The 24,410-nt window shown below is 75.4% G+C and carries 23 protein-coding genes and 1 tRNA gene; 15 read left to right on the forward strand and 9 right to left on the reverse strand.

Annotation, left to right across the window (positions count from 1 at the left end):
- Both PH190_RS25610 and sbnA read right to left on the reverse strand, forming a co-directional pair.
- Nucleotides 1-1,614 (reverse strand): AMP-binding protein (locus PH190_RS25610; RefSeq protein WP_274234368.1); only part of this gene is annotated, 1,614 nt, incomplete at its 3' end.
- A 15-nt stretch (nt 1,615-1,629) separates the two neighbouring features.
- The gene (gene sbnA / locus PH190_RS25615; RefSeq protein WP_274234369.1) at nt 1,630-2,616 is read right to left on the reverse strand and encodes a 2,3-diaminopropionate biosynthesis protein SbnA; all 987 of its coding nucleotides are present in this window, start codon (nt 2,614-2,616) and stop codon (nt 1,630-1,632) included.
- Between the two features lie 321 nt (nt 2,617-2,937).
- Here sbnA and shbA point away from each other — a divergent pair, with 321 nt between their 5' ends.
- Nucleotides 2,938-3,999 carry an RNA polymerase sigma factor ShbA gene (gene shbA / locus PH190_RS30660; protein WP_337993856.1) on the forward strand — a complete coding sequence of 354 codons (1,062 nt, stop codon included), beginning with the start codon at nt 2,938-2,940 and terminating at the stop codon, nt 3,997-3,999.
- Complete coding sequence (locus tag PH190_RS25625; protein WP_274234370.1) at nt 3,996-5,285, forward strand: hypothetical protein; 1,290 nt, start codon at nt 3,996-3,998, stop codon at nt 5,283-5,285. Before shbA ends, PH190_RS25625 begins: the two co-directional genes overlap by 4 nt.
- A gap of 25 nt (nt 5,286-5,310) precedes the next feature.
- Here PH190_RS25625 and PH190_RS25630 read toward each other — a convergent pair.
- Nucleotides 5,311-5,394: transfer RNA gene (locus tag PH190_RS25630), tRNA-Leu, on the reverse strand.
- Nucleotides 5,395-5,458: 64 nt separating this feature from the next.
- On the opposite strand from PH190_RS25630, the gene PH190_RS25635 reads away from it, so the two are divergent.
- Together PH190_RS25635 and PH190_RS25640 are read left to right on the forward strand one after the other, a co-directional pair.
- Nucleotides 5,459-6,775 carry a M20/M25/M40 family metallo-hydrolase gene (locus PH190_RS25635; protein ID WP_274234371.1) on the forward strand — a complete coding sequence of 439 codons (1,317 nt, stop codon included), beginning with the start codon at nt 5,459-5,461 and terminating at the stop codon, nt 6,773-6,775.
- Complete coding sequence (locus PH190_RS25640) at nt 6,775-7,722, forward strand: NADPH:quinone oxidoreductase family protein (RefSeq protein ID WP_274234372.1); 948 nt, start codon at nt 6,775-6,777, stop codon at nt 7,720-7,722. Before PH190_RS25635 ends, PH190_RS25640 begins: the two co-directional genes overlap by 1 nt.
- A gap of 221 nt (nt 7,723-7,943) precedes the next feature.
- Here PH190_RS25640 and PH190_RS25645 read toward each other — a convergent pair whose 3' ends face one another.
- Together PH190_RS25645 and PH190_RS25650 are read right to left on the reverse strand one after the other, a co-directional pair.
- Nucleotides 7,944-8,192 (reverse strand): DUF5703 family protein, encoded by a 249-nt coding sequence (locus PH190_RS25645; protein ID WP_274234373.1) that lies wholly within the window; start codon nt 8,190-8,192, stop codon nt 7,944-7,946.
- 102 nt (nt 8,193-8,294) lie between these two features.
- On the reverse strand, nt 8,295-9,284 hold the full coding sequence (locus tag PH190_RS25650; protein WP_274234374.1) for an aldo/keto reductase: 990 nt from the start codon (nt 9,282-9,284) through the stop codon (nt 8,295-8,297).
- A gap of 102 nt (nt 9,285-9,386) precedes the next feature.
- Between PH190_RS25650 and PH190_RS25655 the strand changes: the two genes are divergently transcribed.
- From PH190_RS25655 to PH190_RS25680, 6 genes are all read left to right on the forward strand, one after another.
- Nucleotides 9,387-10,235 carry an undecaprenyl-diphosphate phosphatase gene (locus tag PH190_RS25655; RefSeq protein WP_274234445.1) on the forward strand — a complete coding sequence of 283 codons (849 nt, stop codon included), beginning with the start codon at nt 9,387-9,389 and terminating at the stop codon, nt 10,233-10,235.
- A gap of 24 nt (nt 10,236-10,259) precedes the next feature.
- Nucleotides 10,260-11,012, forward strand: coding sequence for a histidine phosphatase family protein (locus PH190_RS25660; RefSeq protein ID WP_274234375.1), 753 nt, complete (start codon nt 10,260-10,262; stop codon nt 11,010-11,012).
- Between the two features lie 70 nt (nt 11,013-11,082).
- The gene (locus PH190_RS25665) at nt 11,083-11,652 is read left to right on the forward strand and encodes a DUF3090 domain-containing protein (protein ID WP_274234376.1); all 570 of its coding nucleotides are present in this window, start codon (nt 11,083-11,085) and stop codon (nt 11,650-11,652) included.
- A 4-nt stretch (nt 11,653-11,656) separates the two neighbouring features.
- Nucleotides 11,657-12,487, forward strand: a complete 831-nt coding sequence (locus tag PH190_RS25670) for an SCO1664 family protein (RefSeq protein WP_274234377.1) — start codon at nt 11,657-11,659, stop codon at nt 12,485-12,487.
- A gap of 81 nt (nt 12,488-12,568) precedes the next feature.
- Nucleotides 12,569-13,510, forward strand: coding sequence for an MBL fold metallo-hydrolase (locus PH190_RS25675; RefSeq protein WP_274234378.1), 942 nt, complete (start codon nt 12,569-12,571; stop codon nt 13,508-13,510).
- Complete coding sequence (locus tag PH190_RS25680; protein WP_274234379.1) at nt 13,507-14,811, forward strand: MFS transporter; 1,305 nt, start codon at nt 13,507-13,509, stop codon at nt 14,809-14,811. The genes PH190_RS25675 and PH190_RS25680 overlap by 4 nt, the downstream gene beginning before the upstream one ends.
- On the opposite strand, the gene PH190_RS25685 is transcribed toward PH190_RS25680, so the two are convergent.
- The 4 genes from PH190_RS25685 to PH190_RS25700 all read right to left on the reverse strand — a co-directional run bounded on the left by PH190_RS25685 (nt 14,757) and on the right by PH190_RS25700 (nt 17,413).
- Nucleotides 14,757-15,557 (reverse strand): enoyl-CoA hydratase/isomerase family protein, encoded by an 801-nt coding sequence (locus PH190_RS25685; protein WP_274234380.1) that lies wholly within the window; start codon nt 15,555-15,557, stop codon nt 14,757-14,759. The two genes, PH190_RS25680 and PH190_RS25685, sit on opposite strands and share 55 nt — an antisense overlap.
- 71 nt (nt 15,558-15,628) lie before the next feature.
- Nucleotides 15,629-16,387: an SDR family NAD(P)-dependent oxidoreductase gene (locus tag PH190_RS25690; RefSeq protein WP_274234381.1), complete on the reverse strand. Its 759-nt coding sequence runs from the start codon at nt 16,385-16,387 to the stop codon at nt 15,629-15,631.
- 34 nt (nt 16,388-16,421) lie between these two features.
- Nucleotides 16,422-17,072 (reverse strand): class F sortase, encoded by a 651-nt coding sequence (locus PH190_RS25695; protein WP_274234382.1) that lies wholly within the window; start codon nt 17,070-17,072, stop codon nt 16,422-16,424.
- Complete coding sequence (locus PH190_RS25700; protein ID WP_274234383.1) at nt 17,069-17,413, reverse strand: hypothetical protein; 345 nt, start codon at nt 17,411-17,413, stop codon at nt 17,069-17,071. Before PH190_RS25700 ends, PH190_RS25695 begins: the two co-directional genes overlap by 4 nt.
- A gap of 209 nt (nt 17,414-17,622) precedes the next feature.
- On the opposite strand from PH190_RS25700, the gene PH190_RS25705 reads away from it, so the two are divergent.
- From PH190_RS25705 to eccB, 5 genes are all read left to right on the forward strand, one after another.
- Nucleotides 17,623-19,059, forward strand: a complete 1,437-nt coding sequence (locus PH190_RS25705; protein ID WP_274234384.1) for an ATP-binding protein — start codon at nt 17,623-17,625, stop codon at nt 19,057-19,059.
- Nucleotides 19,049-21,031, forward strand: coding sequence for a vWA domain-containing protein (locus PH190_RS25710; RefSeq protein ID WP_274234385.1), 1,983 nt, complete (start codon nt 19,049-19,051; stop codon nt 21,029-21,031). Before PH190_RS25705 ends, PH190_RS25710 begins: the two co-directional genes overlap by 11 nt.
- A 297-nt stretch (nt 21,032-21,328) precedes the next feature.
- Nucleotides 21,329-22,579 carry a cysteine--1-D-myo-inosityl 2-amino-2-deoxy-alpha-D-glucopyranoside ligase gene (gene mshC / locus PH190_RS25715; RefSeq protein WP_274234386.1) on the forward strand — a complete coding sequence of 417 codons (1,251 nt, stop codon included), beginning with the start codon at nt 21,329-21,331 and terminating at the stop codon, nt 22,577-22,579.
- 19 nt (nt 22,580-22,598) lie between these two features.
- Complete coding sequence (locus PH190_RS25720; RefSeq protein ID WP_274234387.1) at nt 22,599-22,955, forward strand: DUF2237 family protein; 357 nt, start codon at nt 22,599-22,601, stop codon at nt 22,953-22,955.
- A gap of 30 nt (nt 22,956-22,985) precedes the next feature.
- Nucleotides 22,986-24,410 (forward strand): type VII secretion protein EccB, encoded by a 1,425-nt coding sequence (gene eccB / locus PH190_RS25725; RefSeq protein WP_274234388.1) that lies wholly within the window; start codon nt 22,986-22,988, stop codon nt 24,408-24,410.

The following is a 24,410-nucleotide window of genomic DNA, read 5'->3' on the forward strand; positions in this document are numbered from 1 at the left end:
CAGGGCGGCGGTGGACAGGGCGGCGGTGGACAGGGCGGCGGTGGACAGGGCGGCGGTGGACAGGGCCACGGTGGGGGCGCTGTCGGACGGGGGCGCGGACATCGTGACCCGGACGCGGGGACGCGGGGAGGGCGGCAGCGCAGGCCGTGGTGACAGCAGTGGCGGGGGCGCCGGGAGCGGCGGGAGCGGTGGCGTCGGCGCGGCCGGCCGCCGGGCCACGACGGGCACCGTGGGCCGGGCGCCGCGACCGCCGGCGTCGGCGAGCCGCCCGAGGAACTCGACCTCGCCGTCCTCGGTGACGCGGCCGAGGTCGCCGGTCCGGACCACGCGGCCCGAGGGGTTGCCCGGGATGTCGACGGGGTCGGGGACGAAGGTCTCGCGGTCGAGGTCGGCGCGTCCGACGTAGCCGCGCGCCACCCCGGCGCCGGCCAGGCCGATCTCGCCGACCGCGCCCGGCGGCAGCGTCCGCGCGGGCCGGCCCGGGTCGAGGACGACGACGCGGCCGGTGGGCAGCGGGACGCCGAGGGTGGCGGTGCGGTCCGGCCGGAGCTCGGTCCACAGCGCCGCGACGGTCGCCTCGGGCGGGCCGTACACCCCGACCAGGCGGCGGCCCGGGCGGTGCCAGCGGGCGACGAGGTCCGGCGGGTACGACGGGCCCGGGACGACGACGAGGCGCAGGTCGGGCAGGTCCACGTCGATCCCGGCGAGCAGGTCGGGCCCGGCGCACAGCACCGAGATCCGCCGATCGCGCAGGTGGCGGCCGAGGGCGGCCGGCGCCCGCTCGACCCCGCCCGGCGGCACCACGACGGTGGCGCCGCGCGCCCAGGCCAGCCAGGTCTCGAGCACCGCGAGGTCGGAGCCCGGCGCGGCGCCGCGGTGCACGCGGTCGCCGGGCCGGACGCCGAGCACGTCACCGAGGACCCGCACGAGCGCCACGGCCGCGGTGTGGTCGACGGCCGTGGCCCGCAGGCCGCCGCCGTCGGTGGTGGGGACGACGTAGGCGAGCGCGTCCCGGCGGGGGCCGCACTCGACGTCGAGCAGGGCGCGCCCGTCCTGCTCGGCGACCAGGGCGGCGGCCCGGTCGAGGGCGACGACGTCCGCGCCCGCCGCCACCGCGAGCCCGGTCAGGTCCGGGGTGCCCCGGTCGGTGGCGAGGACCGTCGTGACGCCGACGTCGACGAGCAGCGTCGTCGTGGTGTCGGCCGTGAGGCCCGGAGCGACGGTGACCGTGGCCGCGCCCAGCCGCGCGACGGCGAGCAGGGCGGTGTGGGCGGCGTCGGGGCGGTCGAGCCGCAGCGCCACCCGGTCACCGCCACGCACCCCGCGGACACGGAGGTACCGCGCGAGCCGGTTCGCGTCGGCGTCGAGCTCCCCGTAGGACAGGGTGCGGTCGGGGGTCTCGAGCGCGGCCGTGTCGAGCCGGTCGGCGTCCCGCCACGACGCGCAGCGCGTCGCCACCAGGTCGTCGAGGCGCTCCCCGGCACGGGCGCGAGGGCCCTGGGCCTCCCGCCCGTCGATGAGGACGTGGTCGGCGTGGGACGGGTCGGGCGCCGGCGGCTCCGCGAGGCGGAGCAGCGGGCGCGGTGTGTCGGACCCGGTCGGCAGGATCGGCACCCGGGACGGCATCGCTCAGGCCGATCGGGCGTCGACGACGGAGGGATCCCGCCCGAGCACCGCCTCGCCGTAGTGCTCGAGCACCCAGGAGCGCGAGTAGACGGTGTCGAGGTACCGCTCGCCCATGTCCGGGGCGATGGCCACCGCGGTGAGGCCCGGCGTGCCGTAGCGGTCGAGCCAGGCCGTCGCGCCGCTGACCACCGTCCCCGTCGAGCCGCCGAACAGGAAGCCGCGCGTGGCCAGGCGGTGGCAGGCCCGGACGGTGTCCTCCTCCTCGACGCGCACGACGTCGTCGACGAGCGACGCGTCGAGCTGCGGGGGCGGCACGCTCATGCCCAGACCCGGGATCAGGCGCCGCGAGGCCGGGCCGCCGAAGCTCACCGAGCCCACGGCGTCGACGGCGACGATGCGCACGTCCGGGTTCCACCAGCGGAACCAGCGCGCGCACCCCATGAGCGTCCCGGTGGTGCCCGCGCCGACGAACAGCACGTCGAGCTCGGGGAACTCGCGGGCGATCGCCGGTGCGGTCGTGCGGTGGTGGGCCCGCCAGTTGGCGGGGTTGGCGTACTGGTCGAGCCAGACGTAGCGCGGGCTCGAGGCGCAGAGCCGCTGGATGTGGTCGATGCGGGCGCCGAGGAGGCCGGTCACCGGGTTCGGGTCGGTGACGGTGTGGACGTCGCTGCCGAGGGTCCGGATGAGCCGCCGGGTGGTCTCGTTGCAGCGCGAGTCGGTCACGCAGAGGAACCGGTAGCCTTTGCTCGCCGCGACCATGGCCAGCGCGACCCCGAGGTTCCCCGACGACGACTCGACGAGGACCGACCACTGGTTGAGCAGCCCGTCGCGCTCGGCCGCCTCCACCATCCCGCGCGCGGCCTTCAATTTGATGGACCCCGCGAAGTTGAATCCCTCGCACTTGAGGTAGAGCGCGTGACCGGTCATCGCGCGCAGGTCCACGAACAGTTCGTCCTCGTTGTACTGGAGGGGATCAGAGATGATGGTCACGACGGTTCCCCCCGTAGCGTTGTGTGCCCGGTCGACGACGCAGAATGGTCGATGCGGGTACCGGTTCCTCGCGCTCCGACGTCGCCCGGAATGTCGTCGCCCGGCGCGCGAGCACGCCGAGCGGCGCCCCGCCGTCCCCGATGCCGAGCCGCGGACCGACCGGCCGGCGCGTCGCGCGTCGCGTCCGTCCTCCGCCCGCTCCACCCATGGCGACCCCCTGCACCCCGTCGTGCCGGACCTGTGTGTTCCAGTTCACCGATGCCCGGGGTTTCGTTACTCACAGGTGGTGTTTGCTGAGACGATTCACCCGTGTGGGGCAACATGGAGCGCGAGACCCGGCGGTGTCGGAGCAATTCGGACAGTGATCTGTCGCCGTCCGTGACGACGTCTCGACGATCGGGGCGCCTTCCGGGGATATCGACTTCGCCTCACGTCCTGTGCCGCGCGCCGACCGTGGACGCTCGGCGTCGGGCCGTCCCACCCGCACCGCGGCCCGTGGGCGTCGTCGTCCCGGCTCGACCCGCGGCACGACGGAACGGTCCCGGCCCTCCGGGCTTCGGAGCGGTAACGATTCCTTGTCGTCCCCCGCGCACGGGTGCACAGTCAGGGATCCCCGACGTGCGGGCGGCCACTCCGTGTGGGGCCACCACCTCCCGGCCCGCCGTTTGCGCAGTGCGCGGCCGTCACGCCGGGAAACCGTTCACCGCAGCGCCGCGGGTGGGGGAAACCGTGTTGACCGACGACCTCGACGGGCAGGCAGGAAGGGCGTCGCGGGGGGACCGCGCAGCGCTCACTGAATTGCTCGGCGTCCTGACGCCGATCGTCGAACGCTATTGCCGCGCGCGGTTCGGCGGACGGGAACGACCGACGACGTCGCCCGAGGACCTGACCCAGGACGTGTTGCTCTCCGTCATCACGGCCCTACCGCGGTGGCGCCGCGCCGACGGGCCCTTCCTCGCCTTCGTCTACGGCATCGCGGCCCACAAGGTGTCCAACGCGTTCCGCTCGCTGGGCCGGGACCGCAGCGCGGCGACCTCCGACGTGCCGGAGCTGCTCGACACCGCCGAGCTCGCCTCCGGCCCCGAGCAGCAGGCCATCGACGCCTGGACCCGCCACCGGCTGGGCCGTCTGCTCGAGCACCTGCCCGACCGCCAGCGCGAGATCCTGGTCCTGCGCACGGTGGTGGGGCTCTCGGTCGAGGAGGTCGCCCACGCCGTCGGCACCACGGCCGGCGCGGTGCGCATCGCGCAGCACCGGGCCCTCTGCCGACTGCGCCGCGTGCTGGAGGGCGATCTCGCCGCCACCCGGCGCCCGGCGCGGGGCGCCGCCCCCTCGGACCGGGCCGTCCGGCACACCGCGGCGCCGACCGGCGGTGCCGGGTGACCGACGACCTCCCCGGCTGCGGGGCCTGCGCCGACCGCGATCCCGCGGACGAAGGACCCTGCCGTCACCACCGGCTGCGGCACGCCCTCGCCGACGACGACGCCTTCCTCGACGACGTCGCCGCCGGGACGCACGCGGTCGCCGAACCGGTCGTCGACCACCCCGACGAGGAGGTGGAGCGGGAGCTCGCCGCGACCCTCCTCGCCTGGCGCGGGACCGTCTGCCGGTGCCCGGCGACGTGGTCGATCGACGTCGACCGCGCGGCCCTGCTGGTGCGCCGCGCCCGGACGGCCGGACGGCCCCGCCGGCTCGTCCCCGCCGGCACCCTCGCCGCCGCGGTCGTCGCGGGCCTGGTCGTGGTGACCGTGTGGTCGGGGGTCGGCGTGCGCCCCACCCCGCCGGCGGGCGACGACGTCGTGCTGCTCGCGTCGGCGGACCTGGACGAGGCCTCGGCGGCGATGCAGCGCGGTGACCTCGACCGCGCCACCGACGCACTGGCCCGCGCCGACCAGCGGCTCGCCGTGGTGCCACCGAGCGGCCTCGACCGGGAGGCGAGCGAGGTCCGCGCCCGCTGGCGCGCACTGCACGACGAGGTCGCGGCCCGCCCGGCCCCGCCCCGCCGCAGCACCGCCGCGTCCGGGGGCACCCCGCGGTCCTCCGAGCCTCCGCGGACGTCCGCCACACCGCCCCGGAGCACGCTCGTCGCGGCGCCCGGGTCCGAGCCGTCCGTCGACGGCCCGACGCGGACCCCGACCCGCACGCCCGGCCGCACCCCCGCGGCGCCACTCCCCGGAGCACCGGACGACCACGACACCGAGCCGGCTACCGAGCCGAGCACCGCACCGAGCACCGAACCGAGCACCGAACCGGCGACCGAGCCGAGCACCGAGCCTGCCGCACCGCCGCGGACCGAGCGCCCGACCGAGCGCCCGACCGAGCGTCCGACCGAGCACCGGACGGAGCGGTCGAGCGAGCGCGGGGCGGGGCGTCCGACCGAGCGCCCGACCGAGCGCCGGGAGCCCGACCGCGCCGGCCGCGCCAGCGACCCCGACAGGACCCACCGGACCGAGCCGCCGGCGCAGGCCCCGGAGCACGGGTCGTCGCCCGCACCCTCGACGCGGCTGTCGACGACGGCCGCGTCGCCGGTCGGCGAGCGGCCGGCCTCGTCGTCGCGGGCCCGCGAGGACGAGGAGCGCCAGGACGAGGAGCGCCAGGACGACCAGGACGAGGCGGACCAGCAGGACGACGAGGACCACGAGCCCGACGACGAAGACCACGACGACTGATGGCCGTCGGGGAGAGAGGAGAGTGTGTCCGAGGGGGGACTTGAACCCCCACGCCCTACTAGGGCACTAGCACCTCAAGCTAGCGCGTCTGCCATTCCGCCACTCGGACTTGCGTGGGACCAGCGTAGACGACGCCGCGCCGCCCGATCACGGTGGGTGGCAGGATGCGGCGCATGGGTCGTGCCGAGGACGAGGTCGTGACGCTGACCAGCGAGCTCATCCAGATCGACAGCCAGAACACCGGCGAGCTCGCGACGACGACGGGTGAGGCCGAGGCCGCCGCCTACGTGGACGCGAAGCTGCGCGAGGTGGGCTACGAGACGGAGGTGGTCGAGTCGGGGGCCCCGGGGCGGCACAACGTGTTCGCCCGGCTCAAGGGTGCGGATCCGGACCGGCCGGCGCTGCTCGTGCACGGCCACCTCGACGTCGTGCCGTTCGACGAGAGCGAGTGGTCGGTCCACCCGCTGTCCGGCTCGGTCCAGGACGGCTACGTCTGGGGCCGCGGTGCGGTGGACATGAAGGACATGGACGCGATGATCCTGGCCCTCGCGCGCCAGTTCGCGGCCGAGGGCACGGTGCCGCCGCGGGACCTGGTGTTCGCGTTCCTCGCCGACGAGGAGGCCGGCGGCGCCTACGGCTCGCACTGGCTCGCCGAGCATCGCCCCGACCTGTTCGCGGGCTGCACCGAGGCGCTCGGCGAGGTCGGCGGCTTCTCCCTGACCCTCGGCGAGGACGTCCGGGTCTACCCGGTGATGACCGCCGAGAAGTCGATCGCGTGGATGAAGCTGCGGGTGCGCTCGCGCCCCGGGCACGGCTCGATGGTCCACGACGAGAACGCCGTCACGATCCTCTCCGAGGCCATCGCTCGCCTGGGTCGTCACCGCTTCCCGCTGGTGCTCACGGAGTCGGTCCAGGGCTTCTTCGACGAGGTCACGACGCTGACGGGCATCGAGTTCCCCACCGACTCCGCCGCCGCGCTCGACTCGGCGGTGGCGAAGCTCGGCGGGGTCGCCCGGGTCGTCGGCGCGACCACCCGCGACACCGCGAACCCGACGATGCTGCAGGCCGGCTACAAGGCCAACGTCATTCCGTCGGTGGCCGAGGCGACCGTCGACTGCCGCGTGCTGCCCGGGCGGCAGGAGGCCTTCGAGCGCGAGCTCGACGAGCTGCTCGGGCCCGACGTCGAGCGCGAGTGGATCCGCAACCTCGAGGCCGTCGAGACCCCCTTCGACGGTGAGCTCGTCGACGTCATCACCCGCGCGGTGCAGGAGGAGGACCCGCAGGCCCACACGCTGCCCTACATGATGTCGGGCGGCACCGACGCCAAGGCGTTCGTGAAGCTCGGGATGCGCTGCTTCGGGTTCGCCCCGCTGCGCCTGCCCCCGGACCTCGACTTCACGGCGCTCTTCCACGGCATCGACGAGCGGGTGCCGGTCGACGCCCTGCAGTTCGGCACCCGGGTGCTCGAGCGCGTCCTGCTGCGGTCCTGATGCGCGCCTGGCGGGTGCCGGAGCTCGGCCCGTTCGCCGAGGTCCTCGAGGTCGCCGACGTCCCGCGCCCCGAGCCGGGGGAGGGGCAGACGCGCGTGCGGATGGCCGCGGCCGCGCTGAACTTCGCCGACATCCTCTACGTCGACGGCCGGTACCAGGACCGGGTGCCGCCGCCGTTCACGCCCGGGCTCGAGGTGGCCGGGGTGACCGACGACGGCCGCCGCGTCATCGGGCCGGCGGTGATGCCGCACGGCGGGTTCGCCGAGGAGGCGGTACTGCGCACGACGTGGCCTTGGCCCGAGGGGATGAGCGCGGCCCAGGCGGCGGGGTTCTTCGTGGCCTACCAGACGGGCTGGTGCGCGCTGCACCACCGCACGACGCTGCGCGCGGGGGAGACGCTGCTCGTCCTCGCCGCCGCGGGCGGGGTCGGGGCGGCCGCCGTCCAGCTCGGCACGGCCGCGGGCGCGCGGGTGATCGCGGTGGTCGGCGACGCGGACAAGGCCGCGGTGGCGCGCTCCCTGGGCGCCGACGAGGTGCTGGTCGATCCCGACGACCTCGTGACCGCCGTTCGCGAGCTCACCGACGGCCGCGGCGCCGACGTCGTCTACGACCCCGTGGGCGGCGACACCTTCGACGCCGTCCGCCGCGCCGTGGCGTGGGAGGGGCGGCTGCTCGTCATCGGCTTCGCCGGCGGGCGCCACGCCGACGCGCCCACCAACCACGTGCTGGTGAAGAACTACGACGTGGTGGGCGTGCACTGGGCGGCCTACCAGCAGCGGTCCCCGGACCTCGTCGCCGCCTGGCAGCGCGAGATCGAGGCGCTGTGGGACCGCCGGGCGATCGACCCGCTCGTGGGCGCCGAGTACGCGTTCGAGGACCTGCCCGCCGCCCTGACCGAGCTCGCGGCCCGCCGGACCACCGGCCGCGTGGTGCTCCTCGCGCCCTGACGGACCGAGGCCGGCGTCGCGTCGCTGACGGGTCGCGGGCCGATCCCTCCGACCGCTCGGCGTCGGGTGCGATCGGAGGACCTATGCACGAGATCGCGTCGAGAATGCACGGCACCGACGGGTCCGCCACGGCCAAATCGGTCCCGCGCGGCGTCGGTCTCGACGCGATCTTGGGCATAGGTCAGCGCGAGGACCTCGCGCCCCGCCTCACCCCGAGGGGCTCAGGTCGCGAGCCCCGCGGCGAGGGAGCGGGAGAGCCTGCGCCGCAGCCACACCTTCCGGGTGCCGTCGGCGTAGAGCAGCGTGCGGGCGAGCTCCCAGCCACCGAACTCGGCGCGGATGCCGAGCTGGACCGTGGCCGAGATCCGGGTGACGTCCGGAGGCAGCCGGACGGGCTGGTACTCCCAGTCCCCTTCGACCACCGCCGAACCCACGAGAGCCCCGCCATCGCGGGCACCAGCGTCGTTCACGAGCCGACCACCTCCGGGACACCTGACGGAGCGGGAACCACCGTACGCACAGGCGGTCATCCCGCGCACGCGTCGCGCGGGCGCCGCGGGACCTGGATCGCGTCACTCCCAGGGCGGGAGGTCCGGCTCCTCGTCCTCGCTGTCGGGGTCGACCGGCGAGCTGACGTCGTCGAGCGCGCCCCGGATCGCCGAGGGCAGCACGAGCTCCTCGGCCGCGAGCGACCCGAGCAGCTGGGCCCCGTCGCGGGCCCCGACGACGGGCGCGACGACGCCGGGCCGGTCGCGGACCCAGGCCAGCGCGACCGCCAGCGGCGAGGTGCCGAGTCCGTGGGCGGCGGTGACGACGGCCTGCACGATCCGCGCGGTGCGCTCGGTGCGGTGCCGCCCGACGTAGCCCGCGAGGTGCTCCGACGCGCCGCGGGAGTCGGCGGGCACGCCCTCGCGGTACTTGCCCGTGAGCACTCCGCGGCCGAGCGGGGCCCACGGCAGCAGCCCGAGGCCGTGGTGCTCGGCGGCCGGCAGCACCTCGGACTCCACCGAGCGCTCGAGCAGCGAGTACTCCGACTGCACCGACACCAGCGGCAGCGACGTCAGCGCCTGCCGCGTCGCCGCCGACGCGACCTGCCAGCCCGCGTAGTTCGCGACGCCGGCGTAGCGGGCGCGCCCGGTGGTGAGCGCCACGTCGACGGCGGCGAGCGTCTCCTCCAGCGGCACGTCGTCGTCCCAGGCGTGCAGCTGCCAGAGGTCGACGTAGTCGGTGTTGAGCCGGTCGAGCGAGTCGTCGAGGGCCGTGAGCAGGGCCGCCCGCGAGGCGCCGCCACCGAAGGGCCCGTCGTCGCGCCGGGCGCCCGCCTTCGTCGCCACCACGACCTCGCCCCGCGGGATGACGTCGTCGAAGAGGCCGCCGAGGATCCGCTCGGCCTCGCCGCCGGCGTAGACGTCCGCGGTGTCGACGAGGGTCCCGCCGGCGTCGAGGAAGGCGAGCAGGGACGCGCCCGCCTCGTCCGCGTCGGTGTCGCGGCCCCAGCTCATCGTGCCCAGGGCCAGCCGCGAGACCCGCAGCCCGCTCGTGCCCAGGCGTCGCTGCTCCACGGGGAAACACCTTACGAAGAGGTCACGGGCGAGCCCCCGGGGGCACGCCGTCACGTCACGGCGGGTGCACTACCGTCCGTCGCCGTGACGGCGGGTGCACCGATGAGCTGGCTCGAGGCGGTGGTCCTCGGCATCGTGCAGGGACTGACCGAGTTCCTGCCGGTGTCGTCGTCGGCGCACCTGCGCATCACCTCGGCGTTCTTCTTCGGCAACGACGCGGGCGCGGCCTTCACGGCGGTGACCCAGCTCGGCACCGAGACCGCGGTGCTCATCTACTTCTTCTCCGACATCTGGCGCCTGCTCAAGGCCTGGTTCGTCGGCCTCGCGCGGCGCGAGGAACGCGGCTACGACTACAAGCTCGCCTGGTACGTGATCCTCGGCTCGATCCCCATCGGCGTGCTGGGGCTGGCGTTCGAGGACGCCATCAAGGGCCCGGCGCGCAACCTGTACCTCAACGGCGCGGTATTGATCATCTTCGCCCTGGTCCTCGCCGCCGCCGAGCGCTACGGGCGCCAGCGCCGAGGCCCCGACCAGCTCACGCTGCGCGACGGCATCGTCATGGGCTGCGCGCAGGCGATGGCGCTGATCCCCGGCGTCTCGCGCTCGGGCGGCACGATCAGCGCGGGCCTCTTCCTCGGGCTCGAGCGGGCGGTCGCCGTCCGGTTCTCGTTCCTGCTCGCGCTGCCGGCGGTGTTCGCCTCGGGGCTGACGCAGATCCCGGACATCCTCGACCCGTCCGCCGCCGACGTGCAGGGCAGCCTCGTCGTGGTGCCGAGCATCCCGCAGATGATCGTCGCCACGCTCATCGCGTTCGCGCTCGGCTACGCCTCGATCGCCTGGCTGCTGCGCTTCGTCGAGAACCACACGATCTACGTATTCGTCTGGTACCGCGTGCTGCTGGGCCTGGTCGTGCTGCTCGCCGTGAGCAACGGGGTCGTGCCGGCCACCTGAGGATCCGACGTAGTGTCGGTCCTCGTGACCACCGTGATCCTCCTGCGCCACGGCCGGTCGACGGCCAACGTCTCGGGCGTGCTCGCCGGCCGCACCGAGGGCGTCGGCCTCGACGACCACGGGCGGTCCCAGGCCGAGAAGCTAGTCGACCGGCTCGCGGAGCTGCCCCTGGCCGCGGCCGTGACGTCGCCCCTGCAGCGCTGCCGGGAGACCCTCGCGCCGCTGCTCGCCGCCCGCGGGCTCGAGGCGACGGTGGAGGAGGACCTCTCCGAGGTCGACTACGGCGACTGGACCGGCCGCAAGCTCGGCGAGCTGGGCAAGGAGGACCTCTGGAAGGTCGTCCAGGCGCACCCGTCCGCCGCGGTGTTCCCCGGCGGCGAGGGACTGGCCGGCATGCAGGCCCGCGCGGTCGCCGCGATCCGCCGCCACGCCGCGCGCATCGGGGCCGAGCACGGCGAGAAGGCGCTGTGGGTGGCGTGCAGCCACGGCGATGTGATCAAGGCCGCGGTCGCCGACGCGCTGGGCCTGCACCTGGACTCGTTCCAGCGGATCGTCGTCGACCCGTGCTCGGTCAGCGTGATCAGCTACACGCCCACGCGACCCTTCGTGGTGCGGGTCAACGACACCGGCGGGGACCTGTCCGCGCTGGTCCCGAAGCCGGACACGGACGAGACGGGGGAGACGGGGGAGCCCGGCGGCGACGAGAGCACCGCCGCGGCGGGCGACGACGTCGTCCCCGCGGAGGCCACCGTCGGCGGATCGACGGGAGTAGCATGAGACGGCCGTCCACGCCAGAGGACACCATCCCTCGGCGGCGCCCCGCCCGGAGTCCTACGATCGAGATGCCATGCCCAGGGTGATCCACGTCTTCCGCCAGCCCGACCGGTTCGTCGCCGGCACCGTCGGGCAGCCCGGTGAACGCTCCTTCTACCTGCAGGCCACGGAGCAGGCCAGGAAGGTGAGCGTGCTGCTGGAGAAGCAGCAGGTCTCCGTGCTCTCGGAGCGGATCGGCACCCTGCTCGAGGAGGTCTCGCGCCGCTTCGGCGCCGAGGTCCCCGTCTCGGTGCCCGAGGACGAGGTCGACACCTCGCCGCTCGAGGTGCCGGTCGAGGAGGAGTTCCGGGTCGGCACGATGGGCCTGGGCTGGGACGCCGAGTCCCGCAACGTCGTCGTGGAGCTGCTCGCGGTCACCGAGGAGGAGATCGACGAGTCGGTCGTCCTCGACGACACCGACGAGGGCCCCGACGCCCTGCGCGTGTTCCTCTCGCCGGCCGGGGCCCGCGCGTTCGCGACGCGGGCCGAGCGGGTCGTCTCCGCCGGTCGCCGCCTGTGCCCCTTGTGCACCCAGCCGCTCGACGCCGCGGGCCACATCTGCCCGCGCCAGAACGGTTTCCGCCGCGTGACCACCCCTGAGTAGGCGCGTGGACGCGGAGCGGAACGGAACCCACCGACCCGACACCTCGGAGTCCGAGGAGCTGCTGCTCCACGGGCGCATCGAGGTGGAGGGACGCCTCACCGAGGCGTCGAACACCACGCTGCTGTGCTCGATCTCGACGAACGGGCTCGAGGAGCGGTGCGTCTACAAGCCCGTCCGCGGCGAGCGGCCCCTCTGGGACTTCCCGGACGGCACGCTCGCCGGCCGCGAGGTGGCGACGTACCTGGTCAGCGAGGCGGCGGGGTTCGGCGTCGTCCCCCCGACGGTGCTGCGCGACGGGCCGTTCGGGCCCGGCATGGTGCAGCGCTGGATCGAGACCGACGACGAGCGCGAGCTGGTCGACATCCTGGCCCCCAAGGACGTGGGCAAGGGCTGGCGCACGGTGCTGCGCGCCCGCGGTATGGACGGCGACCCGGCGCTGCTCGTGCACGCCGACGACCCGGCGCTGCGGCGGATGGCGGCGCTCGACGTCGTCGTCAACAACGCCGACCGCAAGGGCGGGCACGTCCTCGCGGGCGCCGACGGCGGCGTCTACGGCGTCGACCACGGCATCTGCCTGCACCGCGAGGAGAAGCTGCGCACGGTGCTGTGGGGCTGGGTGGGCGAGCCGCTGACCGACGACGTCGTCGAGTGCCTGCGGACGCTGCGGGCGAAGCTCTCGCCCGGGAACCCGGCGGGCCTGGACGACACGCTGCACGAGCACCTGACCCGCGCCGAGGTCAGCGCCCTGCGCTCGCGGGTCGCGCGGCTCATCGACGCGAACGAGCTGCCCGCCCCCGGGGGCCGCTGGCCCCCGATCCCGTGGCCCGCGTTCTGACCCCACCCACCCCATGTGAGCGAAATTCCCGGCCATGGCCGGGAATTTCGCTCACATAGCCCTGAGCCGAGGTACGACGCCGTGCCGTCCGCACGCCGCGATCCGCGCTGGCCGCGCGACTTCCACCACCGCCGCACCGCGGGCCTGCTCAACCCGCTGCAGGTGCTCGAGCTGGCCCGCTCCATGCCCGGGGCCGAGGGCCGCGACGGCGCGCGGGTGCCGGTGGTCGACGCGCGGCCGCTCCCGCCCGCGGGGCCCGGCGAGATCGCGGTGACCTGGCTCGGCCACTCCTCGGCGCTGCTGCGCGTCGACGGCGTGACGCTGCTCGTCGACCCCGTGCTCGCCGGCGGCATCCCCGGCGCGCGCCGGCGCCTCACCCCGCCCGCGCTGACGCCCGAGCAGCTGCCGCCGCTGGACGCCGTGCTGATCAGCCACGACCACTACGACCACCTCGACGCGCCCACCCTGCGCCGGCTGCCGCGGGACACGCCCGTGCTGGTCGGGGGCGGTGCGGCGCCCTGGTTCGCGCGGCGGGGCTTCACCGACGTCACCGAGCTCGACTGGTGGGAGGGCACCCGCGTCGGCGGGGTGCAGGTCGAGTTCGTCCCCGCCCACCACTGGTCGCGGCGGACCCTGCTCGACACCTGCCGCCGGCTCTGGGGCGGCTGGGTCGTCACGGGTGCCGACGGCCGCAGCGTCCTGCACGCCGGCGACACGGGCTACGGGCCGTTCCCGGCGCGCATCGGCGCGCGGCACCGGGACATCGCGGTCGCCCTGCTTCCGGTCGGCGCCTACGCGCCCCGCCGGCTGCTGCGCGGCGTGCACATGGACCCTGCCGAGGCGGTCCGCGCGGCCGGGGACCTCGGCGCGCGCCACGTCGTCCCGATCCACTGGGGCACGTTCGTGCTCTCCGGCGAGCCGGTGCTCGAGCCGCTGGAGCGGGTCCGCGAGGAGTGGGTCCGGGCGGGACGGGACGGCGCCGACCTCTGGGACCTCCCGATCGGCGGGACGCGGGTCCTGTGAGCTCGTCGACCCTCACCGTCGTCCCCCCGCGCCGCTCCGGGCGCGCCCTCGCCGTGTGGGGCGTCGCCGTCCTCGCGTACGTCGCGGCGGTGCTGGGTCGGTCGTCGCTCGCCGCGACCGGGGTCACCGCCGCCGAGCGCTTCGACGTCTCCTCGGGCGTGCTGTCGCTGCTCGCGGTGGTGCAGCTCGCGGTGTACGCCGCCCTGCAGATCCCCGCGGGCGTGCTCGTCGACCGCGTCGGGCCGCGCCGGGTGATCGCCGGCGGGGCCGTGCTCGTCGCCGCCGGGCAGGTGGTGCTCGCGCTCGCGGCGCCGTTCTGGCTGGCCGTCGCCGGGCGGATGCTCGTCGGCGCCGGCGACGCGGTGACCTTCGTCAGCGTCCTGCGCCTCATCCCGTCGTGGTTCCCGGCGCGCCGGGTGCCGCTCTACAACCAGCTCGCGGGCATCCTCGGCCAGCTCGGGCAGGTGGTCTCGGCCGTGCCGCTCGCCGCGCTGGTCGTCGGGACCGGCTGGACACCCGCCTACCTCGCCGCCGGCGGCACCGCGGTGCTCGTCGCCGTGCTCGTCCTCGCCGTGGTGCGCGACGGTCCCGCGGGATCGCCGGCGCCGGCGGGCCCGGCCGTGAAGGGCGGCCTGGGCGCGGCCCTGCGCGAGCCCGGGGTGCGGCTGGCCTTCTGGTGCCACCTCGCCTCGCCGTTCCCCGGCAACGTGTTCGGTCTGCTGTGGGGGTTCCCGTTCCTCACCGGCGGCGAGGGCCTCACGGGCGGCACCGCCCGCGGCCTGCTCGCGCTCTACGTCGTCGCGGGCATCGCGATCGGACCGCTGCTCGGCACGCTCGCCGGCCGCTTCCCGCACCGCCGGGTCGCGCTCATCGTGGCCGGCACCGTGGCCCAGGCGGTGATGTGGCTCGTCGTGCTCGCCTGGCCCGGCCCCGCGCCGCTCGCCCTGCTCGTGCTGCACGTGGTCGTGCTCGGCGGCGGGGGGCCGGCCTCGCTCGTCGCCTTCGACATCGCGCGCGCCGCGGTGCCGCCGCAGCGGATCGGGCGCGCCTCGGGGATCGTCAACGTCGGGGGCTTCGTCTCGACGGTCCTGGTCGTCCTGCTCGTCGGCGTCGCCCTCGACTTCCAGGGCGCCGGCACACCCGACACCTACACGCTCGAGGCGTTCCGGCTCGCGATGCTCGTGCAGGGGCCGGTGTGGCTGGTCGCGCTGCTGGGGATCGGGCACTCCGCGCGGCGGGTGCGCGCTCAGTCGGCGGCCGACGGGAACCGCGGCGCGCGCTTCTCCCGCAGCGCGGTGTAGCCCTCGACGACGTCGGGCCCCATGAAGGTCAGCATCTCGTAGGCCGCCGACTGGTCGAACGTCGGACCGGCGCTGCGGAGCCAGTTGTTGAGCGTGCGCTTGGTGAGTCGGATGGCCTGCTGGCTGCCGGTCGCGAGGACGTCGGCGACGCGCAGGGCCTCGTCGAGCACCTGGTCGCGGGGCAGGGCCTTCGCCACCATCCCGAGGCGCTCGGCCTCCGCGCCGGTGATCATCTCGCCGGTGAGCAGGTAGTAGCGCGCCTTCGCCATCCCCGCGAGCAGCGGCCAGATGATCGCCGCGTGGTCGCCGGCCGCGACCCCGAGCTTGACGTGCCCGTCGCCGAGCTTCGCGTCCTCGGCCGCGATCGCCACGTCGGCGAGCAGCGCGACGACCACCCCGGCGCCGACGGCCACCCCGTTGATCGCCGAGATGATCGGCTTGTCGCAGCCGATGACGTTGTAGACCATCTCGGACATCTCGCGCAGCATGTGCTGGACGCGGTCGTAGTCGCCGGCGATCCGCTCGACCATGGCGAGGTCACCGCCCGCGGAGAACGCCTTGCCGGCGCCCGTGATCACCGCGACGCGCACGTCCGGGTCGGCGTCGACGTCGCGCCACACCCGCGCGAGCTCGCCGTGCATCTCCTCGTCGGCGGCGTTGTACTTGTCGGGCCGGTCGATCGTGATGAGCAGGACGCCGTGCTCGCGGCGCTCGAACGTCAGCTGCCGGTAGTCGTCGAGGGACACGGGGCCTCCTGGGGGCTCTCGCGCGGGCAGTGGTCGGCTCATCGGGTCAGCTCATCGGGTCAGCTCAGTCGTCAGCTCATCGACAGGCCGCCGCTGACCGACAGCGTCTGGCCGGTGATGTAGGCGGCCTCGGGCGAGGCGAGGAAGGCGACGGCGTGCGCGATGTCGGCCGGCTGCGCGAGCCGGCGCAGGGGGATCGCGCGCACCAGCGCGTCGTGCAGCTTGGGGTCGTGCTCGGTGACGGCGGCGAGCAGCGCGGTGTCGGTCGGTCCGGGGCTCACGCAGTTGACGCCGATGCCGTGACGGGCCATCTCGCGCGCCGTCGTCTTCGTGAACGCGATGATCCCGCCCTTGGCCGCGGAGTACACGGCCTCGCCGGACGAGCCCACGCGCCCGGCGTCGGAGGCGAGGTTGACCACCCGCCCGCCGCCCTGGGCCACCATCAGCGGCAGCACCGCGTGCGAGGTGTGCAGGACGCCGTAGAGGTTGACCGCGATGATGCGGTCCCAGTCGGCGGGGTCGGAGTCGACGAAGGGCCCGATGACGTCGATGCCGGCGTTGTTCACCAGCACGTCGATGCGCCCGTGCCGGTCGCGGACGGCGCCGACCATGGCGTCCACCGAGGCGCGCGAGGCGACGTCGGTGGCGAGGCCGGTCGCGCCGCCGCCCAGCGCCCGGGCGGTCTCCTCGGCGGTGGTGCCGTCGACGTCGGTCGCCACCACGGTCGCGCCCTCGGCGGCGAGCACCTCGGCGATCCCGCGCCCGATGCCCCGCCCGGCGCCGGTGACGACGGCGACCCTGCCGTCGAGCCTGCCGTCCAGCCTGCCCATGCCGGTGATCGTGACACGGTGAGGACCGTGGGCGTCAGCCCCGACCGACCAGTCGCGCGGAGACGATGACGTTGTCCGTGTACGAGCGGCCGGTGCGGTCCAGCGCGCCGCCGCAGGTGATCAGCCGAAGCTCGGGGCCGGCGGTGTCGCCGTACACGTCGCGGGTCGGGAACCAGTTCTTCGACACCTGCACCGTCCCGACCACCGAGAACACCGCGACCGACCCGTCGCGGCGGGTCACGGTGATCCGGTCGCCCGCGGTCGCCGCCGCGAGGTCGGCGAACACCCCGCGCCGCCCGTCGCCGTCGACGTGCCCGACCAGCACCGCGGGCCCGCGTTCGCCCGGCGTCGGGCCGTGCCGGTACCAGGCCGCCTGCTCGGGCGTGTGCACCGACGGCGCCTCGATCCGCCGCTGCTCGTCCACCCCGACCGGCACGAGCGACGAGCACGCGTCGATCCGGTCGACGGTCAGCGCCACCGGCTCCGACGCGGACATCGGCGTCGCGTCGGCGCGCCACGGCGCCGTCGTGGGCGGGCAGGGGTCGGCGCGCGCCGCGGTCGCGACGCCCATCGCCGCGCAGACGGCGGCCAGGACGAAGGCGAGCACGGCGAGCGCCCGCACCACGAACGAGGAATCGGGGGCCGGGAGCGGGCGGCGACGCCGCGCACGACGGTGCCGGCTCACCGCCGCGACGCGGGCCGCGCGGGGCGGGTGCGCAGCGTGCCCACGGTGATCAGCACGAGCCCGAGGGCCCACCACCAGGCCACCGACGGCGTGACCGGCCCGTCCTCGGGCTCGGTGACCTCGGGGACGACGTCGGCACGCGACCCGTCGCCGGTGGGCGCGGCACCCACCGGGACCACCGCGACCTGGCCGCCGTCGGGACGGTAGCCCGGCGCGCCCGCCGGGATGTTGGCGTAGTACGCGGTCGGCGCGGTGGGCGCGGAGGGCACTGCCGTGGCGGGCCCGGCACCCCCGAGCAGGACGATGGCCGACACCCCGGCCACCAGCACGGATCGCGCCATGTTCTCCCCCGACGACCTCCTCCAGCCCCACGCGGGAGGAGAGCCCGCAGTCAACTCCGGTGAGTGTCGAGACAGCACGCAGCGTGACGGCGCGTCGCGGGACACCTTCGGGGGATTCGTCGCCCGGGTCCGTGTGCCGGTCCTGGGTGGGACCGTCCGTACCCCGCTCTCGGCGGCCGGATCGCGATCGTCGTCGTAGCGTGGGGGAGGTGAGCTCCTCCTCTGCTCCTTCCGTACCCACCGATCTCCCCACCACCGCCGGCGAGCTGGCCCGCAGCGGCCACCCGGCGGCGACGGCCCGCAGCGTGCGGACCGAGCTGCGCGACAACCTGCTGACCCGCCTGCGGGACGGTGTGGACCCCTGGCCGGGGATCGTCGGGTTCGACCGGACCGTGCTCCCGCAGTTCGAGCGCGCCGTCCTCGCCGGGCACGACGTGGTGCTGCTCGGCGAGCGGGGTCAGGGCAAGACGCGGCTGCTGCGCAGCCTCGTGAACCTGCTCGACGAGTGGACCCCCGTCATCGAGGGCTCCGAGCTGGGCGAGCACCCCACCGAGCCGATCATCCCCGCGAGCCGGCGCCGGGTCGCCGAGCTGGGCGACGACCTGCCGATCACCTGGCGCCACCGCGACGAGCGCTACGCCGAGAAGCTCGCGACGCCGGACACCTCCGTCGCCGACCTCATCGGCGACGTCGACCCGGTCAAGGTCGCCGAGGGCCGCAGCCTGGGCGACCCCGAGACGATCCACTACGGCCTCGTGCCGCGCGCGCACCGCGGGATCGTGACGATCAACGAGCTGCCCGACCTCGCCGAGCGCATCCAGGTCGCCCTGCTCAACGTCATGGAGGAGCGCGACATCCAGGTCCGCGGCTACACGCTGCGCCTGCCGCTGGACATCATGCTCGTGGCCAGCGCGAACCCCGAGGACTACACCAACCGCGGGCGGATCATCACGCCCCTCAAGGACCGGTTCGGCGCCGAGGTCCGCACCCACTACCCGCTCGAGGTCGCGGGCGAGGTCGCCCTGGTCCGCCAGGAGGCCCACCTCGTCGCGGAGGTGCCCGACCACCTCGTCGAGGTGCTCGCGCGCTTCACCCGCCACCTGCGCCAGTCCGGCGCGGTCGACCAGCGCAGCGGCGTCTCCGCCCGCTTCACGATCGCCGCCGCCGAGACCGTCGCCGCCGCGGCGCTGCGCCGCGCCGCGGTGACCGGCGAGGACACCCCCGTCGCCCGGCCCGTGGACCTCGAGGCCGTGCCGCCGGTGCTGCGCGGCAAGCTCGAGTTCGAGTCCGGCGAGGAGGGCCGCGAGGCCGAGCTCCTCACCCACCTGCTGCGCCGCTCGATCACCGAGACCGCCCGCGCCCGCCTGGCCGGCGTCGACCTGGCCCCGCTCGCCGACGGCGTCTCGGCCCTCGAGGGCTCGCGACGCGTCGTCACCGGCGACCGCGTGGCCGCGCGCCAGGTCGTCGACGCCCTGCCGTCGATGTCGGTGGTCTACACGGTGGCCGAGCGTCTCGGTGCCGCCGGCACGGAGGCCCCCGGGCCCCTCGCCAGCGCCGTCGAGCTCGCGCTCGAGCACCTCTACCTCACCCGCAAGCTCGCGAAGGACGACGACGCCGAGGACGGGACGGTGGCGTATGGCGGCTGACCCCACCGGCCCCGAGGGGCAGGGCCCGGCCAGCGGGCGCTACTCCTACGGCCGGTACTACGACGGCCCCGACCCGCTCGCCCCGCCGTTCGACCTGCGCGAGGCGATGGACGAGCTCGGTCGCGACGTCATGGAGGGCACGTCGCCGCGCCAGGCGATGCAGGAGCTGATGCGCCGCGGGCTGGGGGAGCAGCGGGGTCTCGACGACCTCATGCGCCGGCTCAACGAGCGCCGCAGCCGGCTGCAGCGCACACACCGGCTCGACGGCACCCTGCAGGAGGTCCGCGAGCTCCTGGAGCAGGCGCTCGAGGCCGAGCGCAACTCGCTGCAGGCCGAGGACTCCGACGACGCCCGGTTCCGCGAGATGCAGCTCGACGCGCTGCCACCATCACCGGCGGGCGCCGTGCGCGAGCTCGAGGAGTACGACTGGCGCAACGCCGAGGCGCGCCAGGCCTACGAGCAGATCCGCGACCTGCTCGGCCGGGAGGCGCTCGACCAGCGCTTCCAGGGCATGAAGCAGGCGATGGAGAACGCCACCCCGGAGGACGTCGAGGCCGTCCGCGAGATGATCTCGGACCTCAACGACCTGCTCGAGGCGCACGGTCGCGGCGAGGACACCACGGACCAGTTCCGCGAGTTCATGGGCAAGCACGGGCAGTACTTCCCGGAGAACCCGCAGACCACCGACGAGCTGATCGACCTGCTGGCCGAACGGTCCGCGGCGGCCCAGCGGATGATGAACTCGCTGTCGGCCGAGCAGCGCGCCGAGCTCGAGGGCCTCATGCAGCAGGCCTTCGGCGACCCGCGGCTGGCCGAGCAGCTCGGGCGTCTCGACCAGCAGCTGCAGGGCTTGCGGCCCGGCGAGGACTGGCAGGGGCGCGGCCGCTTCCGCGGCGAGGACCCGCTCGGCATGGGCGAGGCGACCCGCGCCATGGAGGAGCTCGGGCAGATGGACGCCCTGGCCGAGCAGCTCTCGCAGTCCTACCCGGGCGCACGCATGGAGGACATCGACCTCGAGGCGCTCGAGGCCACGCTGGGTGAGCAGGCGCGCGTCGACGCGCAACGGCTCGCGGAGCTCCAGCGGGAGCTCGAACGCCAGGGCGTGTTCCAGCGTGCGGCCGACGGCTCCTTGATGCTCTCGCCGAAGGCGCTGCGCCAGCTCGGCCAGTCGTCGCTGCGCGACGTGGTGGGGTCGATGTCCACCCGGCGTGGCGAGCGCGAGACGCAGCGCTCGGGCGCGGCGGGCGAGGCCACCGGCGCCACACGGCCCTGGTCGTTCGGCGACACGGAGCAGTGGGACGTGCCGCGGACACTGCTCAACGCGGAGATGCGGCACGCCTCGGGCGACCCGCGGACCCTCGACGTCACCGACGTGGAGATCGTCGAGACCGAGCAGCGCACGCGCGCGGCCGTGGCCCTGTGCGTCGACACGTCGTGGTCGATGGTGGCCGACGGGCGCTGGGTGCCGATGAAGCGCACGGCGCTGGCGCTGCACCACCTCGTCTCGACGCGCTTCCGGGGCGACGCCCTGCAACTCGTCACGTTCGGCCGGCACGCCAAGGAGGTCGAGCTCGGCGAGCTGACCGCCCTGGAAGGGGCCTGGGAGCAGGGCACGAACCTGCACCACGCGCTGCTGCTGGCCGGTCGGCACCTGCGCAGGAACGCCGACGCGGCGCCGGTCGTCCTCGTCGTCACCGACGGCGAGCCGACCGCGCACCTCGAGTCGGACGGGCACGCGGTGTTCGACTACCCGCCGAGCCCGGAGACGCTGCGGGCGACGCTCGGGGAGGTCGACGCGCTCGCCCGGCTGAACGCGGCGATGACGGTGTTCATGCTCGGCGACGACCCGCGGCTCGAGGCGTTCGTCGACCTCGTGGCCCGCCGGGCCGGTGGGCGGGTGGTCAACCCGGACCTCGACGGGCTCGGAGCCGCCGTGGTGAGTGACTACCTGGCGAGTCGCCGACGACGCTGAGCACATCAGCCGACAGGAGAGCACCCCATCCGGGTGATCGAGTGGTGGGCAACCGGGCGTCACGACCACGAGGGGCAACAGCGCGTAAGCTCGGCCGTGGCTGGAGCCGATCCCCCCCGCGGCTCCTGGCCACCCCGGCCGGGTCCGTCATCCCGTGCGGGGCCGGCGTGCTCGCCCACGCCGCGCCCCGCCGACAGGACCCGGCCGGGGTCCCGCCCTCTCCTTCGCGCCACCCCCGGCGAGCGGTTCGCCACCAGCCCCGGCTTTCTCCCGGCGAGCGGGCATAGGCTCGGGCCCATGCGAGCGTGGTCACCGGTCGACGTCCCGCGGATCCCCGGCAGTGCGCCCCCGTTGCGCCTCCACGACACCGCCAGCGGCGGGGTCCGCCCCACGGCGCCGGGGTCGACCGCGCGGATGTACGTCTGCGGCATCACGCCCTACGACGCGACCCACCTCGGCCACGCAGCGACCTACCTGGCGTTCGACCTCATCAACCGCCTCTGGCTCGACGCCGGTCACGACGTCCACTACGTCCAGAACGTCACCGACATCGACGACCCGCTGCTCGAGCGCGCCGACCGCGACTCCGTCGACTGGGTCGTGCTGGGCATGCGGGAGACCGCCCTGTTCCGCGAGGACATGGCGTCGCTGCGGATCCTCCCGCCGCGCGACTTCATCGGCGCCGTCGAGGCCGTCGACGAGATCAGCGAGCTGGTCGGCAAGCTGCTGGCCAACGGAGCGGCCTACCGCGCCGACGACGAGCAGTACCCGGACGTCTACCACGACCACACGGCCACCCGGGACTTCGGCTACGTCTCGCGCTACTCCGACGCGCGGATGCGCGAGATCTTCCCCGAGCGCGGCGGCGACCCCGACCGGCCCGGCAAGCGCGACCCGATCGACGCCCTGCTGTGGCGCATGGCCCGCGACGGCGAGCCGTCGTGGGCCTCCGACCTCGGCGAGGGCCGGCCCGGCTGGCACGTCGAGTGCGCCGCGATCGCGCTCAACCGCCTCGGCGACCAGTACGACGTGCAGGGCGGCGGCTCCGACCTCGCCTTCCCGCACCACGAGTACGGCTCGGCGCACGCCGAGGCCCTCACCGGCGCGCACCCGCTGGCCCGGCACTACTGCCACGCCGGGATGATCGGGCTCGACGGCGAGAAGATGTCGAAGTCGAAGGGCAACCTCGTCTTCGTCTCCCGCCTGCGCGGCGACCGCGTCGACCCGATGGCGATCCGCCTGGCGCTGCTCGCGGGGCACTGGCGCAGCGACCGGTCGTGGACCGCCGACGTCCTCACCGCCGGCCAGGCGCGCCTGCACCGCTGGCGCGAGGCCGCCGCCGCGCCCACCGGGCCGGACCCCGAGGACACGATCACTCGGGTGCGCACCCACCTCGCCGACGACCTCGACACCCCGGGCGCGCTGGCCGCGCTCGACGCCTGGGCCGACGAGGTGCTCGCCCGCCGCGACGCCGCCGGCTGGACGCCCGACGGCCCGACCCGCGTCGCCGACGCCGTGGACGCGCTGCTGGGGGTCACGCTGCGCTGAGGCGGGGTACGCCCGGGGCATGGCTCAGAACGTCCTCGGCGGCCGGCTCGCCGACTGCGGTCACGACCCGAAGACCGGCTTCTACCGCGACGGCTGCTGCGAGACCGGTCCCGACGACGCGGGCGTGCACACGGTGTGCGCCCGCGTCACCGCGGAGTTCCTGTCGTTCTCCGCGGAGCGCGGCAACGACCTCACGCGCCCCGACGCGAACTTCCCGGGCCTGCAGCCCGGCGACCGCTGGTGCCTGTGCGCGACGCGGTGGAAGGAGGCCCTCGACGGGGGCGTCGCCCCGCCGGTCGTCCTCGAGGCCACCCACGCCCGCACCCTCGAATGGGTCGACCTCGCCGACCTGGAGAAGCACCGGATCACCGAGTGAGCCGCACGCCGATGCGGTAGGCATCGCCCTGTGCCGTCGGACCCGCCCACCGCGACCCAGGTCCAGGCGCACCGGTTCGCGGTGCGCCGCCTGGAGTCGGCGTTGGTCGGCCGCGACCCCACGCCGCGCCACGATCCGGGCCGGCGGCAGAACCGCGCCCTGCTCGTGGGCGCGGTCCTCGGGGTGCTGGCGCTCGTCGGGTTCGCGGTCGTGGGCCTCGTGCGCGGGGACGAGGGCTGGCGCGACGAGGCCGTGGTGCGCGGGGAGCCCTCGGGCGCGCTCTACGCGGTCGCGCACGGTCCCGACCGCCTGGTCCCCGCCCTCAACCTGACCTCCGCGCGTCTGCTCGCCGCGGCGGCGGGCAACGCCGCGGACGCCGGTGGCCTCGCCGGCCCGCCGGTCCCGGTGCGCGACGACGCGCTGGCGCAGGCCCCGCGCACCGCGCCGGCCGGCATCCCCGGCGCGCCCGCGGTGCTGCCCGACCCGGCGGCGCCGGTCGCCGACGCCTGGGCGGTTTGCGACCGCGCGGTCCTCGACCCCTCGGTGCCCGATCCGGCCGCCGACCCCGTCGTCACCACCGTCGCGCTCGGCGGGCTCCCCGCGCCCGGGCGCCCGCTCGCCGCCGAGGAGGCGCTGCTGCTGCGCGGGCCGGACAGGTTCTGGCTGGTCAGCCAGGGTCGGCGGGCACAGATCTCCCCGGATGCCGGCTCGGTGGTGCGCGGCCTCGAGCTCACCGGGGCCCGCGCCCGCACCGCCAGCCCGGCCCTGCTCGGCACGCTGCCCGAGGCGCCGGCGCTGCGGCCGGTCACGGTGCCGGGCACCGGCACGACGCCCACCGAGCCCCGCACCGCCGGGCTGGGCGTGCCCGTGGGCGCCGTCGTCAGCCCGGACGGCGCGCGCTTCCACCTCGTGGCCGCCGACGGGGTGCAGGAGGTGCCGGCGGTCGTCGCGCAGCTGGCGAGGTTCGCCAACCCCGACCCGGCCGCCGACCCCGGCATCGCCGCCGTCCCGGCCGGGCGCCTCGCCGACGCCCCGCGGGTGACGGTCGTCGACGTCGCCGCCTACCCGGCGACCTTCCCGCGCCTCGTCACCTACGACACGGCCACCACCGTCTGCGCGCGCCCCGACGGCGCCGGCGCCACCGCCGTCTTCGCCGGCCCCGGGCTGCCCGGCCCGGTGGAGCCGACCCCGCTCGTCGGGCCCCCGCTCGACGGCGCCTGGGTCGCGGGTGGCGGCGCCTACGTCGTCCCCGTCGATCCGGCGGGGCCGGGTGGGGCCGGCGACCCCGCGACCGGCGTCCTCGTCGACCCGGGCGGACGCGTCTTCGTCGTCCCCGACCCCGGCGCGGCGGCCGCGCTCGGTCTCGGCGTCCCGCGGCCGGCGCCGCGAGCGGTGCTCGACCTCCTGCCGCGCGGGCCGACCCTGGATCCGCTCGCCGCGCAGACCGCCCGCTGA

Source organism: Actinomycetospora straminea (genome assembly GCF_028737255.1).
GTDB classification, from domain to species: Bacteria; Actinomycetota; Actinomycetes; order Mycobacteriales; family Pseudonocardiaceae; genus Actinomycetospora; species Actinomycetospora straminea.